At 35.7% G+C, this 12,910-nt stretch carries 15 protein-coding genes and 1 pseudogene; 9 read left to right on the forward strand and 7 right to left on the reverse strand.

Going from position 1 to position 12,910, the window contains the following annotated elements; all coding sequences use genetic code 11:
• Positions 1–154: 154 nt before the first annotated feature.
• The 3 genes and pseudogenes from MHB53_RS26325 to MHB53_RS08815 form a co-directional block, all read right to left on the reverse strand.
• Positions 155–1,108, reverse strand: a complete 954-nt coding sequence (locus tag MHB53_RS26325; protein ID WP_445661509.1) for a methyl-accepting chemotaxis protein — start codon at positions 1,106–1,108, stop codon at positions 155–157.
• Positions 1,100–1,867: pseudogene (locus tag MHB53_RS26330) on the reverse strand (HAMP domain-containing protein); the annotation flags it as partial. The pseudogene MHB53_RS26330 and the gene MHB53_RS26325, both read right to left, overlap by 9 nt.
• Positions 1,868–1,976: 109 nt before the next feature.
• Positions 1,977–2,903: a dipeptidase gene (locus MHB53_RS08815; RefSeq protein ID WP_340917321.1), complete on the reverse strand. Its 927-nt coding sequence runs from the start codon at positions 2,901–2,903 to the stop codon at positions 1,977–1,979.
• A 97-nt stretch (positions 2,904–3,000) separates the two neighbouring features.
• On the opposite strand from MHB53_RS08815, the gene MHB53_RS08820 reads away from it, so the two are divergent.
• The 4 genes from MHB53_RS08820 (at position 3,001) to MHB53_RS08835 (ending at position 4,962) form a co-directional block, all read left to right on the forward strand.
• Positions 3,001–3,324 carry a hypothetical protein gene (locus MHB53_RS08820; protein ID WP_340917323.1) on the forward strand — a complete coding sequence of 108 codons (324 nt, stop codon included), beginning with the start codon at positions 3,001–3,003 and terminating at the stop codon, positions 3,322–3,324.
• A 164-nt stretch (positions 3,325–3,488) separates the two neighbouring features.
• A complete protein-coding gene (locus MHB53_RS08825) occupies positions 3,489–4,385 on the forward strand; it encodes a DUF2628 domain-containing protein (protein WP_340917325.1) in 897 nt (298 codons plus the stop codon).
• A 73-nt stretch (positions 4,386–4,458) separates the two neighbouring features.
• Positions 4,459–4,557: a YjcZ family sporulation protein gene (locus MHB53_RS08830; protein WP_340917327.1), complete on the forward strand. Its 99-nt coding sequence runs from the start codon at positions 4,459–4,461 to the stop codon at positions 4,555–4,557.
• Between the two features lie 105 nt (positions 4,558–4,662).
• The gene (locus MHB53_RS08835) at positions 4,663–4,962 is read left to right on the forward strand and encodes a hypothetical protein (RefSeq protein WP_340917329.1); all 300 of its coding nucleotides are present in this window, start codon (positions 4,663–4,665) and stop codon (positions 4,960–4,962) included.
• Positions 4,963–5,267: 305 nt separating this feature from the next.
• On the opposite strand, the gene MHB53_RS08840 is transcribed toward MHB53_RS08835, so the two are convergent.
• Positions 5,268–6,677 carry a SpoVR family protein gene (locus MHB53_RS08840; protein ID WP_340917331.1) on the reverse strand — a complete coding sequence of 470 codons (1,410 nt, stop codon included), beginning with the start codon at positions 6,675–6,677 and terminating at the stop codon, positions 5,268–5,270.
• A 207-nt stretch (positions 6,678–6,884) separates the two neighbouring features.
• Here MHB53_RS08840 and MHB53_RS08845 point away from each other — a divergent pair, with 207 nt between their 5' ends.
• Positions 6,885–7,142, forward strand: coding sequence for a YhdB family protein (locus MHB53_RS08845; protein ID WP_340917333.1), 258 nt, complete (start codon positions 6,885–6,887; stop codon positions 7,140–7,142).
• A gap of 57 nt (positions 7,143–7,199) precedes the next feature.
• Here the strand turns inward: MHB53_RS08845 and MHB53_RS08850 are convergent, their stop codons facing one another.
• Entirely contained in the window at positions 7,200–8,738 is a 1,539-nt protein-coding gene (locus MHB53_RS08850) for a GNAT family N-acetyltransferase (protein ID WP_340917335.1), read from the reverse strand.
• A 137-nt stretch (positions 8,739–8,875) separates the two neighbouring features.
• On the opposite strand from MHB53_RS08850, the gene MHB53_RS08855 reads away from it, so the two are divergent.
• Both MHB53_RS08855 and MHB53_RS08860 read left to right on the forward strand, forming a co-directional pair.
• Positions 8,876–9,307 carry a disulfide oxidoreductase gene (locus MHB53_RS08855; RefSeq protein ID WP_340917337.1) on the forward strand — a complete coding sequence of 144 codons (432 nt, stop codon included), beginning with the start codon at positions 8,876–8,878 and terminating at the stop codon, positions 9,305–9,307.
• A gap of 3 nt (positions 9,308–9,310) precedes the next feature.
• A complete protein-coding gene (locus MHB53_RS08860; RefSeq protein WP_340917339.1) occupies positions 9,311–9,778 on the forward strand; it encodes a thioredoxin family protein in 468 nt (155 codons plus the stop codon).
• A gap of 35 nt (positions 9,779–9,813) precedes the next feature.
• On the opposite strand, the gene MHB53_RS08865 is transcribed toward MHB53_RS08860, so the two are convergent.
• The gene (locus MHB53_RS08865; RefSeq protein ID WP_340917341.1) at positions 9,814–10,224 is read right to left on the reverse strand and encodes a DUF5365 family protein; all 411 of its coding nucleotides are present in this window, start codon (positions 10,222–10,224) and stop codon (positions 9,814–9,816) included.
• Between the two features lie 103 nt (positions 10,225–10,327).
• Here MHB53_RS08865 and MHB53_RS08870 point away from each other — a divergent pair, with 103 nt between their 5' ends.
• Positions 10,328–11,239, forward strand: a complete 912-nt coding sequence (locus MHB53_RS08870; protein WP_340917343.1) for an RluA family pseudouridine synthase — start codon at positions 10,328–10,330, stop codon at positions 11,237–11,239.
• A gap of 41 nt (positions 11,240–11,280) precedes the next feature.
• Here the strand turns inward: MHB53_RS08870 and MHB53_RS08875 are convergent, their stop codons facing one another.
• Entirely contained in the window at positions 11,281–12,111 is an 831-nt protein-coding gene (locus tag MHB53_RS08875; protein ID WP_340917345.1) for an aldo/keto reductase, read from the reverse strand.
• A gap of 161 nt (positions 12,112–12,272) precedes the next feature.
• Between MHB53_RS08875 and MHB53_RS08880 the strand changes: the two genes are divergently transcribed.
• Complete coding sequence (locus MHB53_RS08880) at positions 12,273–12,896, forward strand: DUF47 domain-containing protein (RefSeq protein WP_340917347.1); 624 nt, start codon at positions 12,273–12,275, stop codon at positions 12,894–12,896.
• The last annotated feature ends 14 nt before the right edge of the window (positions 12,897–12,910 follow it).

The raw sequence follows: 12,910 nt of genomic DNA on the forward strand, positions 1-12,910 counted from the left end.
TCTCCCACCTACTCATTGGGCTACGCCCATCACATTCCTTGAGGTGGGAGTTTTCTGGCGGGAATTTGATAAATAAAAACGAAGCAGGAAGTATCTCACCTCCTGCCTCCTGTCTTAGGAATAATCTGTTTGATGTTTTAGAATAGACAATTTCCTAGGCTAGCAGTTTAAATTTATTTACTCGTGCCTGTAGTTCCTCAGCCATATAAGACATTGATTCCATCAAGGATGTAATTTCCTCTATTGAAGCCGTTTGTTCTTCCGAATGTGTAACTATTTGGTTTGTATTTATCGTATTTTCATTAGCAGTGTGTTCAATATTGCCCATTGCAGTTGCGATCTCCTGGATACTTACATTAATCTGTATCACTTCCTTATACATACCACTAATATCCGTTGACACATTTGTAATGGAACTCTTTATCCCAATAAACGCCGCTCCCGCATTTTCAAGTAAATTCGTACCAACTTTAACAGCTTTAACACTGCCAACAGTCACTTTAGCCACATTTCTAGTATCTTCTTGAATTTCATGAATTAATATACCAATTTGTTTCGTAGATTCTGCTGACTGTTCCGCAAGTTTTCTAATTTCCGACGCCACTACAGCAAAACCCTTACCATGTTCTCCTGCCCTTGATGCTTCTATAGCTGCATTTAAAGCAAGCAAATTTGTCTGATTAGAGATCGTAGTTATCACAGCTAAGATTTGATCGATTTGTTTCGATTTTAATGTTAATGTTTCCATAGAAGCGACTAAATCCGAAGTTCTTGTATTAATTTGACCCATTTGTGCAATAGCTTTTTCAATTGTAACATCTCCATTTTCTGCTTGTTCTAGTGTTTCTTTCGCCTCTTCATTAAGTGACTGAGCTCTAGTGCTCATCTCATTCGTTTTATTGGAAATACCCGTCAGCGTTTGATTTGCATCTTGAATAATATTAAGTTGTACCTGAGAACCTTGTTGTACTTTTTGAATATCCACAGCATTTCTTTCCGCTGCAACACTAATTTCTCCCGTACCTGCTGCAAGTTGTTCCGATGACGATGCAACTTCCGCAGAACTTGCTGATACTTGTCCGAGTACTTCCCGAAGATTATTCACCATTTTATCTAAATCCTGTGACAGCTGACCAATCTCATCCTTGCTGGCAAGCTTAAGGTCACTAACCGTAAGATCCCCTTCGGCGACTTTTCTCGCATGATTAATAATTTTTCTTAATGGATCTGTTGCCCTTTTAATTAAGAAAATCGTGATTATGCCCGCAAGTAATATTGGAATAATTGAGAATAATAAGCTACCTTTTACCATTTCCCATGTTCGTTCATGTAGAATGCCCGCTTCAAAGTCGATTGCACTAATAGCTATAATTTCATTATTTGGATCATGGTCACGAAAGATCGGAGCATAACCAGTCAAGCGCTTCATCCCTCCAAATTCATATACTTCTGAATATGATGGGCCTTTCGTTTCCATTAGCTCAGAAATAGCCTTTTTATCGATTTGAAATCTATCACCTGCAGAAAACCCCTTTGTTTCCATATGTTTATCTGCAGCTAATATTGTACTGTCTACATTAATAATATAATGACCTTCGAAAATATGTTTATGTTCAAGCGTCCATGCAATTTCCTCACTCACTTTTTTAGAAAGACTTTTATCACCTGCAATTATCTTTTCAAGATCTGTCGGATCCACTAAAGCTGTTGTAATATTTGCACAACCATATAATTCGATTCCCGCGGCCTTTTTAATCTCCTGATAACTAGATCTGTACATAGACAACGAGATAACAACTAAACAAAATATTAAAATCCCCATAATTACTGCGCCAAGTTTCCATGTAAGGCGATTGCTTTGTTTCATTTTGAACTTCCTTTCAAACTCCCAGTATTAAGCAGCTTTGCTTTAGTTCTAATATCGACTAAAGTTTGCATTTATTCAGCCATTAATATGGGTGTTCGAAACTTTTTTGCTATATTGGTCTACTCTTTAAAAAGTTTCCGCTTGCAAACCCAAATACTTGGTCTTCGGAATAATACTTCAACAACTCGTTTATTAAATACTGCTGTTTTGAAGCATTTTCTAAACCAATAATATAGCTTGTGATTCCGTCAAAATCAGAACCGAAGCCAATATGGTCAACCCCTCCAAGAGAACAAAAGTGATCAATATGCATGATCAGATCGGAAATCGTTGCAGGAATTTTCCCAGAAACAAATTGTGGAAAATAAACAACATGAATCATTGCTCCTTTATCAAATAGAGCAATTGCCTGTGCATCCGATAAATTACGTCGGTGTGAACAAATTGTTTTCGCGTTTGAGTGACTTGCAATTGGATAGTGAGATAACTCCATTACGTCCCAAAATGCTCTTTCGCTTAAATGAGAAACGTCCGTAAGTATCTTATGCTCATTATTAAAGCGCACGATTTCTCTTCCAAATAAGCTTAGACCAGCCCCACGGGGTTCACCAACTCCATCTGCCGCTAAGTTAGCATTGTTCCAAGTCAAACCCACTGAGCGGACGCCTAGATGATATAAAATACTAAGTTTATGTACATCATTTCCAATACAATCCACCCCTTCTAATGTAAGCATTGCTCCTATTTCATTGTCTTTAAGGTGATCAAAATCATTCCATGACTTAATATGCTTGATATCGTCGTTATTTCCAATAACATTTGTGTAAAAATAATCTATTTGATCAAGAGCGGCTTGGAACTTTTGCTCTGCTTTTAATTCTGGAGGTATGAAAATGGCAAAGCACTGTACTTTCACCTCTCCCATTTTCAAACGTTTCAGGCTTGTATCTAGTTTGGCGGAATTTTTGAAGTTTAGGATACCTTTACTGTCCCATATTTTATATAATGCATCACAATGAAGATCAATTATTTTCATATCATTCTCCTATTTTCATCTAAATTTATTTAAACGGTTTACAACCCGTATAGAATAGGTATAAATTAAGTATATGCGATAAAAGGGGTGGATTTGCATGCATTACAGCCAATCTTTCGAGGAAATGGAAAGTTTCGCAAAAAGGGCCTATTCAAATAAAGCTATTGGTACTTTTTATGTTAGTCAAACAGAAACGGCGCCTGATAAAATGTTCTTTGGTGATGAAGATACAGGGCGGGCTAGCGTGCATCAAATACTCTCTATACTTCTCGAAACTTCAGAAGGATCTACTTTTTATGAATATAGTTTTTTTAAACCATATGAACTAGAAGACGCATTTGAAATGATCCATGAAGTTTCTAAACTATTTCCGAAAACGGTTTTAGATAAGGATGAAATGGAGAAGAAACTGAGTGAATAAAAATAGCACACACATTTGCAAACGAATAGCTCAATTTCAATTGGGCTATTCTGTGATTAATTTTTCTTTCATGTACTTTTACGAATTTGACATCATTTTTTTGAAAATTATGATATTATCTTAAGGGGTGAATAACATTTTTATTAGATTGGGGAAGAAACAATATGAAGCATTGTCATAGATGTGGAAATAATCTGGATGAAAACAAAGATTTTTGTAGTAAATGTGGAGATCAGTTCAATGATGATGGATCAACAATAAATATTGATATTAACGAGCTAGCACAAAATGATGCAACTGTTTTGCCAAAATTTGATTCCGAACTAGATTTATCTATATTTGTAGGAAAGAAATATCCTTATTACAATAGGAAATGGATAAAGAACAAAGAAAATAAACCTACATGGAATTTCGCTGCATTTTTCTTATCGCTATTTTGGTTAGGTTATCGAAAAATGTATATTCCGATAGTTATTATTATAGCTACTTTCTTTTTTATTGACTTTTTATTATACATAAGCGATTACAAATATAGTACGGTTGACAATTCCATTTCATTTGCTATTGCAATTTTGCTAGGGTTGTATGGTAATCATTTCTATTTACTAAATGCAAAAAAGAAAGTATCGGCCATTAGAGAAAAAGGGTTATCATCTGAAGATAAAAACGTTGAATTACATAAAAAAGGCGGTACAAGTTGGCTAGGTGTGTTCATTGCTTTGGTTTCCCTCCTACTTTATGCGTTTGCCTCCAGCGCACTTTTCCCTACAGCAGAAGACAAAGTTTCAGGACTAAAAGATGGTACCTTCTATGATTCTGCGGCTCAAACTGTTGGAGAAACAATGGACAATTTTTTCTTGCATCCTGAGTGGAAAGTGATCAAAAATGATGCAGGTGAAGAAATTATTCGTTTTACTGGAAAAAAAGAAAATTCAACGATTAAAATTGACTTTATTTCTGATGGTGAATTATTTGATGTCCACAATGCTGAAATCGATGGAGAACAACTTGATGAAGATGAGATGAATGAGGTATTGAATCTTATCATTACCGAAAATTGACTCTTCGTCCAATAACCAAAATAACTTCCTTCACATAAAATAGGTTAGATCCTTTTAAGGAGGTGTCCATTTTATGGGTGGAGAAGGCGGTTTCGGCTTCGGCAACAACTTTGCATTGTTAGTTGTGCTGTTTATTTTATTAATTATCATTGGCTCGGCTTACGCATATTAACTTTCTTTTTGAGGCGTCTTTTTGGCGCTTCTTTTTTTTATAATAATATTGCGTTTATTGGAGAAAATAGATACGGATAAAGAATAAATGTCAGGTGGTTAAAAAATGGAACATTTTCCGATTATACATACGAATTTCTGGGATGCCGTTATTGCCGTCCCAACTGTTTTGATATTAACACAAATAATTAAGTTGCTAACACCCATCCCGCGGGCTTTCATCCCTACAGTTGCATCCGTACTCGGCTTAATCTTCTCTATTTTCATTGCTCATAGATTTAACTTTTGGGCCGGAGTTTTCATGGGTTTTTTTTATGGAAATGCAGCTGTTGGTGCCTATGCTTCATTGAAAACAGCTATAGCCGCATATCGACAGTCCGATGAAAGATTTTCAAATAAAACATAATTTCACTTTTTACATATTTGTAATGGATTCTTCATAGTCTGTTCATAATATTGGGGTATATTTATCAATATAACGTTATCTCCCCCCTTAAGATAACATAAAAGGTCTGAATTCCATGTAAAATTGGAATCAGACCTTTCTTTATTTACATACAATTAATATCTTTTAACATCTACTTAAACTTTCGCATCCAGCTACGACGTACTAGTGTCGCGTCTCTTACGGATGAGCCAATTGATTCCTCGACTAATAACCGCCACACCATGTGTCAATGTTAAAGTCCACAACATACAGCATTATCTTCATTACAAAAATTTTCTTAGCATGTTTCTACCATCGAATGTAAAAAGTACTGGTCTATTTTCAACGCTACTTTCCATATGGACGGGGCGTCCCCATAGCTGATGGATATATGGTAACACTTTCTCCAAATATTTTAAGTCCAACTCCATTCCCTCATATGAATGCTTTAAATAAAGTTCTCCATTTTTCATATAGTCGCCATCATTGACAGTGATGTATGGAAACCCACCATTGACCCGCATATTAACGAGTTGATCACGTACATCAGTCCATTTTTTATCAACTATTTTATAATCGCGCCCTTGTTTTTGAAAAAGGTACATATCTTCACGCATGACAAGATCCTTTGTTAAATAATTACGCAAAAATGATATATCTGATTCGATTTCTCGAACTTCAAACATTTTCTCTCGACCCGAATTTTCCTCCACACCTTGTGCTTTCATTTCATCACTAGGATTATTCCAGCGTTCTTCAATATCTTCGAACATTTTCACACCGAGATAATATGGATTAATATTCGTCCTTGATGGCTGAACTACACCGGCATTCAATTTTGCAAATTCTATCGTTTCTTCGCTTGTGAGATTCATTTCTCGGAGAATCCGCTGATGCCAATATGATGCCCAGCCTTCATTCATAATTTTCGTTTCAAGTTGTGGCCAGAAATATAGCATTTCCGATCTTATCATCGTCATGATATCTCTTTGCCAGTCTGAAAGTTCCCGACTATACTGTTCGATGAATAACATAATGTCCTTTTCAGGTTGTGGTGGAAAAGATTTTTTTGACTTTCTCCGATCGATCCTCTGCTTTTTCTTACCATCTAGCGACCATAAATCATCATATTCTGTCGCTGCAGGTACATCTTCTTCTACATCATCATCTTCCGCTTTCCATTGTAAAGTTGGTCGCACGAGTGATGGGTCAATATGTTCCTCAATGGCAAGCACGGCATTAAGAAAGTCTTCTACCTCCGCTTTACCATACTCAATTTCGTACTCCCGAACCCTTTCAGCTGTCGCTGCCATACTTTCCACCATATCGCGGTTTGTATTCCGAAATCTGACATTATTTTTAAAAAAATCACAATGGGCAAGTACGTGCGCGACAATTAATTTATTTTGAATAAGTGAATTTGAATCAAGCAAAAATGCATAACATGGATTGGAATTAATGACTAATTCATATATTTTACTTAAGCCGAAATCATATTGTAACTTCATTTTGAAAAATTGCTTTCCAAAACTCCAGTGTGAAAATCGAGTAGGCATACCGTATGCACCAAACGTATAAATTATATCAGCAGGGCAAATTTCATAACGCATCGGATAAAAATCGAGCCCAAAGCTGCTCGCTATTTCAGTAATTTCACTAATAGCATATTCCAATGCATTTGCATTTGGTTTCATTAAAAATCCCCTCCCTTTTTACCTCAATGTATGTGAAAAAAGGGATTTTCATGTGGACAGATATTTTTATTTTTTACTTATTTACACTTATTTACTCATTCCAATTTTAGAATGTATTATTCTGATCACACTGTCAATTATTACACCGAAAGTATTATCGACTTGCACATATACTAAAAACAAGCTCCAAAAAGGAGGCTGCGTTAAATGGATATCGTGGATTACGATCGTGCACTTTACTATACTCATCGGTCTGAATGGGATAATTTAATTATCTTAATGGTGCGAACGAAAGATAATTTGCTATCCAAGCGAATTGAACATTTCATGCATGCTTATCAATTTTCAAAGGATTACTCATTGATTGAGCGTCGCTTATATTCTTTACTTCGGTATTTAGAACACGCGAATGAATCAGTTGGTAGTGCCCCTGCTATGATCACAGAGCCTTTCATCACAATATAAAAAATCCCGGCGGTCAAACTATTGGCCCCGGGTATTTGTATGTATCAAATATATTGCCTATTGTTTATATTTCACTTCATACACATCTCTCCGTCTATCCTGTAACTGCATGACCGTCCCATCTTGCCTCTGGCGACGAAGAATTTCTAGATCGACATCACCAATTAAGACCATTTCGATATTTGGATTTGTTTCTCCAACAATTCCATCACGTGCAAACTCAAAATCAGATGGTGCAAATATAGCTGATTGTGCATATTGAATATCCATATTATCGGTTTGTGGTAAATTTCCGACCGTACCTGAAATCACCGTATAAATCTGATTTTCAACTGCTCGTGCCTGTGAGCAATAACGGACACGTAAGTAACCATGTCTATCATCTGTACAAAAAGGAGTAAAGATAATATTAGCTCCTTTCTCAACAGCAATACGTGCAAGCTCAGGAAATTCAATATCATAGCATATCTGGATTGCTATTTTGCCACAATCTGTGTCAAATACTCGGACATGATCACCTTGACTAATCCCCCACCACAAACGCTCATTTGGTGTTACGTGGATTTTGTATTGCTTTTCAATCGTACCATCTCTTCGAAATAAAAAAGAAATATTATAAATCTCTCCGCTCTCCTCAACAAAATGGGATCCACCAATAATATTAACGTTGTATCGAATCGCTAAATTAGTAAACAATTCAATGTATTGTTCCGTGTATTCCGTTAGTTTTCTAATTGTTTGTGAAGGCGTTCTTTCATTTAAAAATGACATTAGCTGAGATGTGAAAATTTCAGGAAATACGACAAAATCAGAAGATGCATCTGATGCCACATCTGTGAAGTACTCCACTTGATTAGCGAAATCCTCAAAAGAGCTAATTGCACGCATCATATATTGCACTGCGCATATCCGAACAGGATAGCTCGTTTTATAATGGCGTTTACTAAGTGGCACATAATCAACATTATTCCATTCCATTAGCGTCGCATATTTATTAGACTGCTTATCGTCAGGTAAATAATTGGGATTGATTCTCATCAGTGTGAACCCATTTAGTAATTGAAATGATAAAACAGGATCATAAATTTGATGCAGCGTTACCGCATCAACATATTCCCGAGGCGTCATTTCCTCTTTGTATTTATAGTAATTTGGGATTCGTCCACCAATAATGATACTCTTTAAATTATTGCTTCTTGCCAATTCTTTTCTAGCTTCATACAGTCTATGCCCTACTTTCATCCGTCTGTATGCAGGATGGACCATGATTTCAATTCCATATAAGTTATAACCTTCAGGATGATGATTTGTGATATAACCATTATTTGTTACATCGTCCCAAGAATGTTTATCATCATATTCATCAAAATTAATAATTAAGCCGGAACATGAACCAATAATTTCACCGTCATATTCCGCAATTATTTGCCCTTCTGGAAATAACTTCAGATGGCTCTCAAGCTGTTCAATCGTCCAAGGCTCCATTCCTGGAAAACAGTGCGATTGTAAAGTCAAAATCGCTTTTATATCTCGATGCTCCAATGGCCTCACAATCATTTTCTTTTCAAATTGTGTTAAATCTAATTTATCTGGCATCATCAAATCTCCTTTTACATTTTACAGTTTTGTGAATAGAGCTGTCCCTATTTACATTCTTTATGACTTAATACTATAATCGAGAAGATACTGCAAGCGAACATATATAAATAATTTAAAGATATGTGAGGTATAACATGGATAAACAAAAGGACCACCGCGAGAATTTACTATTTTATGCTTGGGCTGTTTCCGTTATCGCTACACTAGGCAGTTTATACTTTTCCGAAATTAAACAATACATTCCATGCGAGTTATGCTGGTATCAAAGGATTTTAATGTACCCACTCGTAATTATACTTGGTATCGCTGCTGCAAAAAAGGATTATAAAATTGCACTGTATTCTGCCGTTTTTTCAGGAATTGGCCTACTTGTATCTACGTATCATTATTTACTTCAAAAAGTAACTGTTTTTGCTGAGCAAGCACCAGCTTGTGGCATCGTACCATGTACAGGTGCGTATATTAACTGGCTTGGATTCATTACAATCCCACTCCTTGCCTTAACTGCCTTTATATTCATTTTTACCACTAGCATCATTATTTATAAACGTTCCAAGGAGGATTAATTAATGAAAAAAATTATTATTTTCTTAGTTATCATTATCGGAGTTTTCGCAGCCATCGGGCTGATTACAAAAATGCAACAAAATGAAAAAGTGGAAGGAAATAAATATAAGAAAAATGACCTTCAAGCAGCGACAATAGATCAGCTGGATGACCCGCTTTATCAAAACCTTATCTTACCCGATGATTTGAATAAGAAGCTTAAAAATAAAGAAGATGTAACAGTATATTTCTATAGCCCTGAATGCTCTTATTGTAAACAAACTACACCAATTGTAAATCCAGTTGCGGAAGAGATGGATATCAACCTTCTACAATATAACCTGTTGGAATTCGAGCATGGATTTAATGATTATGGGATTACACACACACCTACCTTGATTCATTTTAAAGATGGTGTGGAATTGGACAGGATAGTTGGAGCTCATCCAGAAGAGGATTTCAAAGCATTCTTCAATGAAAATGTAAATTAAGAAAAAACCCTTCAAAAAGAAGGGTTTTCTCATTTTTAAATTGATAATGTATTTGTTGGATTTGCGAATTTACTTAACATCATACTTTTTTTCTTTTTTGAAGTATCGAGAAAGTATTGATAGGAAAAGGGAAAAAATAATTCGCATCTGTTTAAGTTACAAATGTTTTTCTCTAGTAACTTTTCACAATGTTCCATTTCATCGCAAGCAAGAGGCTTTTCTAATATAGTGATTACTACTTGTAAACTAGACATTGCTTGAAATGCAGTTTCTAATGTGTGCAGTCTTTCAAGCCCCTGTGCATCGATTTGCAAAACACATAAATCATAAAATTCCATGATTTGTTGATCATTGAAATAGATTGGAAAGATAGAGGTATACATATAATCGATTAATTCTACTAACGTTTTCTCTTGCTCAACCGTTGAAGCAAATACACATTTCATTTCAAATACCTGCCTTTTGTATTTCTTATAGTAAGGATAACATAGGCATATACTTCATTTGCATGGGAAAATCATGAAAAATTATTTACGTGGAGGCGGGAATATGTTGAAACAGCAACAGGAGTGCACAATCAACGTTCATGTATATGATCAATGGTCAGGAATGTCCATTCAGTCCTTATTTCGTACACAGTGGCTTGCTCCAAAAAAACTTGTTCATCAACTCAGAATGGAAAAAAGAGTTTCCGTTAATGACTCACTAGCGATTTGGACCGCGCCACTGGAAGCTGGAGATGACATCTTTATCACTTTTCCAAATGAGTTAAATAATACAATTATCCCTTTCAAAACCACAATACAAATAGTCTATGAAGATGAACATTTACTCATTGTTAATAAACCTGCCGGTATGGCAACACATGTTAATGAACAGAATGAAATGGATACACTTGCAAATGCCGTTGCTTTTTATTTACAGGGCCAAAATGATAATCGAAAAATCCGTCACATTCATCGACTGGATAAAGAAACAACAGGAGCCATCATATTTGCTAAACATGCTTTAAGCCACGCAATATTAGATCAAATGCTTGAAAACAATGAAATTGATCGTACATACTTGGCTTTGACAGATGGATTAATGAAAAAAAGTACATTCACGATTCGTGCACCAATCGGAAGAGACCGTCATCACCCAACAAGAAGACGTGTTTCCGAAACTGGCCAACAAGCAGTTACACATTGTAAAATACTTAAAACAATCCCCGAAAAACAACTATCATTCATTGAATGCAAACTAGCTACAGGAAGAACACATCAGATTCGCGTGCACATGGCCCATATTGGCTTTCCTTTAGCAGGTGATCAACTATATGGGGGGAGGCCAATTTTTCAAAGACAAGCGCTACACGCTCGTAAATTAGCTTTTGTACACCCCTTTACCTTAAAAAGAATAGATTGCACCGCGCCTTTTCTTGACAAACCGTATATATTTGAACCATTTGTGAAAAGGTAGCTACTACATACAAAAGGAGCCTGCATTGCAGGCTCCTTTTCTTAAAAATCAAAGTTATCTGGATCAGGACCAAAACGCTCATTTAAATTGAGTGTATCTATTTCTCTCATTTCATTCAACGTTAGCTCAAAATCAAACAGATTTGCATTTTCTTGAATCCGCTCTTCATGGACTGATTTTGGAATAATAATTATTCCGTTTTGTAAATGCCATCTTAAAATAATTTGCGCAGTCGTTTTATGATGCTTTTCAGCAAGATGCTTAATCGTAGGTTCTTCAAGCAAGCGCCCTTGACCAAGTGGTGCCCATGCTTCCACAGCAATCCCCTGTTCTAGACAATACTCTCGAAGTGTCTCTTGCGTTAGACGAGGATGAAGTTCAACCTGATTGACAACTGGTTTTTCGTTGCTATGCGCAGCCAAATCCTGCAAATGATGGACTTGAAAATTACTTACTCCAATTGCACGCACTAATTTTTCATCATATAATCTTTCTAACGCGCGCCAGGTATCCCGATGTTTTTCTTTTACCGGCCAATGAATTAAAAAAAGATCAACATAATCCATTTTCAACTCATTTAAGCTTGCTTCAAAGGCTTTTAAAGTTGAATCATAACCTTGATTCGAATTCCAGACCTTCGTTGTAATAAATAAATCTTTCCGATACACATCTGATTCTCTTATTGCTTGCCCGACGATATCTTCATTCTCATATAATTGGGCAGTATCAATAGACTTATAACCATGTTGAATCGCAGCTCTAATAACATTTTTCGATTCCTCATGTTCTTTCATTTTATAAACCCCTAATCCTAGATAGGGCATTTCAACACCATTATGTAGTTTAATTGTTGCCTGTAAATTTTTAACCATCCTTTCCCATCTCCTCCTTTTCTTTATTGTACTCTTTAATTTTGACTAAATGGAATAGCTTTATTAAAATAAATTTCGACAAGTTCTTTTATTATTCCACTATATAAGATAAAATAAGAACGTTTGGTATAACTATGCTTCTAAAACAGGAGGTTTTAAAGTTGGTCTTTAAGAATAACAAAAAAGATAAATTTGCTAAGTTGCTTGAGGATAATGCAGCAAACTTAAAAGAAAGTATGAATTTCTTTGTAGAGTACAAATTATCAAACAAAGAGGATACAAAGTTATTTGCGGCAAAGATGAAGGAGTATGAATCAAAAGGGGATACATATGTCCATGAAATTATCATGGAATTGAACAACTCATTCATTACACCGATCGAAAGAGAAGATATTCTAGCGCTTTCAATGATTATGGATGATGTCCTTGATGGCATGGAACAAACTGCAGCACTTTTTGAAATGTATTCTATTTTTCAGTCAGATGAATATATGCTTCGATTTGTAGATGCTATTGCTAAATGCGTAGATGAAATTGACATTTCTATCGGCTTAATTTTCAGCAAAAAACTTCCGGATATCCGCCCACATGCGATTAGAATTAAAGAGCTAGAGTCCATGTGTGATGATAATTTACGCGAGTCTATTAAAAACCTGTTTGCAACGGAGACGGATCCAATCCGACTTATTAAATACAAAGAACTTTACGAAAGTCTAGAAGAAGTAGCAGATAGCTGCCAAGGAGTGGCCAACACACTTGAGAGCATTGTAATGAAAAATGCTTAAGGGAGTAATGCAAA

It is taken from the genome of Bacillus sp. FSL K6-3431, from assembly GCF_038002605.1.
GTDB lineage: Bacteria > Bacillota > Bacilli > Bacillales > Bacillaceae_C > Lederbergia.

Coding starts and splice junctions, on each gene's coding strand:
- MHB53_RS08870 (WP_340917343.1), top strand. CDS start 10,328: ATGTTGAAACAGCAACAGGAGTGCACAATCAACGTTCATGTATATGAT.
- MHB53_RS08840 (WP_340917331.1), bottom strand. CDS start 6,677: ATGAAACCAAATGCAAATGCATTGGAATATGCTATTAGTGAAATTACT.
- MHB53_RS08845 (WP_340917333.1), top strand. CDS start 6,885: ATGGATATCGTGGATTACGATCGTGCACTTTACTATACTCATCGGTCT.
- MHB53_RS08825 (WP_340917325.1), top strand. CDS start 3,489: ATGAAGCATTGTCATAGATGTGGAAATAATCTGGATGAAAACAAAGAT.
- MHB53_RS08860 (WP_340917339.1), top strand. CDS start 9,311: ATGAAAAAAATTATTATTTTCTTAGTTATCATTATCGGAGTTTTCGCA.
- MHB53_RS08815 (WP_340917321.1), bottom strand. CDS start 2,903: ATGAAAATAATTGATCTTCATTGTGATGCATTATATAAAATATGGGAC.
- MHB53_RS08850 (WP_340917335.1), bottom strand. CDS start 8,738: ATGCCAGATAAATTAGATTTAACACAATTTGAAAAGAAAATGATTGTG.
- MHB53_RS08820 (WP_340917323.1), top strand. CDS start 3,001: ATGCATTACAGCCAATCTTTCGAGGAAATGGAAAGTTTCGCAAAAAGG.
- MHB53_RS08855 (WP_340917337.1), top strand. CDS start 8,876: ATGGATAAACAAAAGGACCACCGCGAGAATTTACTATTTTATGCTTGG.
- MHB53_RS08865 (WP_340917341.1), bottom strand. CDS start 10,224: ATGAAATGTGTATTTGCTTCAACGGTTGAGCAAGAGAAAACGTTAGTA.
- MHB53_RS26325 (WP_445661509.1), bottom strand. CDS start 1,108: ATGGTGAATAATCTTCGGGAAGTACTCGGACAAGTATCAGCAAGTTCT.
- MHB53_RS08830 (WP_340917327.1), top strand. CDS start 4,459: ATGGGTGGAGAAGGCGGTTTCGGCTTCGGCAACAACTTTGCATTGTTA.
- MHB53_RS08835 (WP_340917329.1), top strand. CDS start 4,663: ATGGAACATTTTCCGATTATACATACGAATTTCTGGGATGCCGTTATT.
- MHB53_RS08875 (WP_340917345.1), bottom strand. CDS start 12,111: ATGGTTAAAAATTTACAGGCAACAATTAAACTACATAATGGTGTTGAA.